The 1355-nt window shown below is 58.7% G+C and carries 1 protein-coding gene; it reads right to left on the reverse strand.

The window, feature by feature from the left end; all coding sequences use genetic code 11:
- Positions 1–204 precede the first annotated feature (204 nt).
- Positions 205–1278, reverse strand: coding sequence for an IS5 family transposase (locus ACYVGS_RS17745; RefSeq protein ID WP_460590030.1), 1074 nt, complete (start codon positions 1276–1278; stop codon positions 205–207).
- Positions 1279–1355: the final 77 nt, after the last annotated feature.

Consider the following 1355-nt stretch of genomic DNA (forward strand, 5'->3'; position numbering starts at 1 on the left):
TAGCAGGCCGTTGAAAAACTGTAGAAATCAATGAATCGACAGCTCAGCATCGAAGTTGATCATCCTGAGTCCCTGAGATCTTGGCCTCCCGGGTTTCAGTTGGCGCAGGATTCCGGTTATTGCGGAGCTGACAAACAGCCACGAACGGGGCCTCAGGTCCGTAAGCAAGTGGCGCCAGGGTTGCACGGTGACCACCCAAGGTTCTCACGTCGCCACCAGCGTGCGGATCCGCACCAGGTTGTAGGCCGCCATCGTCAAAGTGAACCGTTGATCGACACGGTTCAGGCCTCTGGCCATCAACTGCCGCAGGCCGCCGATGGTTTTGCCCCAGCCGAAGCACTGCTCAATCCGTTTACGCTTGCGCATCGAGATCTCGTAGCCCGGATGTCGGACCGTGCGACCGTCGATGGCAGAGCCGCCTGTACGCCGGGTATTCTGCGCAACATGCGGCGTCACTCCCAGCTCCCGACAGGTCTTCACGAACCCGCGTGTGTCATACCCTTTGTCAGCCGCCAACGTCACGCGCCTGTTCTTTGCCAGGTCCGCCAGCATCGCCGTTGCCGCATCACGCTCCGCCATTCCCGTCGCCTGCGTGGTGCGCACATTCACAATCAGCGAGTGGCGGTTGTCGGTCAACGCATGGCCCAGGTAGGCCAGTTCAGCGGCCGTACCTCTGGTTTTCTTGTACAGCCGGCTTTCCGGGTCCGTCGTAGAGCCATGGGTGTCGTTGCTGCGCTTCTCCCCATGCCAATCATCCGGTGGCCGGTCATCATCGGAACCGTCTTTACGTCGAACGCTCTTGTGTCCCGCCCAGGCCTTGAGCAGCGTGCCGTCGACACTGAAATGGTCGCCGGACAAAAGATCCATCTGCTCGGCCATCTCCACCACCTGGTTAAAGAAGGCAGTGACCACGTCGTGCTCAAGCATGCGGTCCCGGTTCTTGCTGAAGACACTGTGGTTCCAGACCTTGTCATCAATGGACAGACCCACGAACCAACGGAACAACAGGTTGTAGGAGATCTGCTCAACGAGCTGCCGCTCGCTGCGAATGCTGTAAAACACTTGGAGAAGCATCGCCCGGAGCAACTTCTCGGGTGCGATGCTGGGGCGGCCACCTTGGAGGCCGGTGTCATACATCTGCGAGAACAGCGGATCCATGCGTTGAAGGGCTTCGTTGATCCAGGTGCGCAATGGACGGAGCGGGTGATTGGACGGAACGAAGTCCTCCAGTCGCACTACGGAAAACAGATTCTCGGTGTAGTTGTCGCCGCCGCGCATGCTGTGTATCTCTTCCTATATTGCCGCCGGCATTATCTCAAATACCTTGCCCTGAAGCAGGGTTTTTCAACAGCCTG

It is taken from the genome of Haliea atlantica (assembly GCF_054779855.1).

Bases quoted from the DNA above. Each gene is read 5' to 3' on its own strand.
- ACYVGS_RS17745 (WP_460590030.1), bottom strand. From the start codon at position 1,278: ATGCGCGGCGGCGACAACTACACCGAGAATCTGTTTTCCGTAGTGCGA.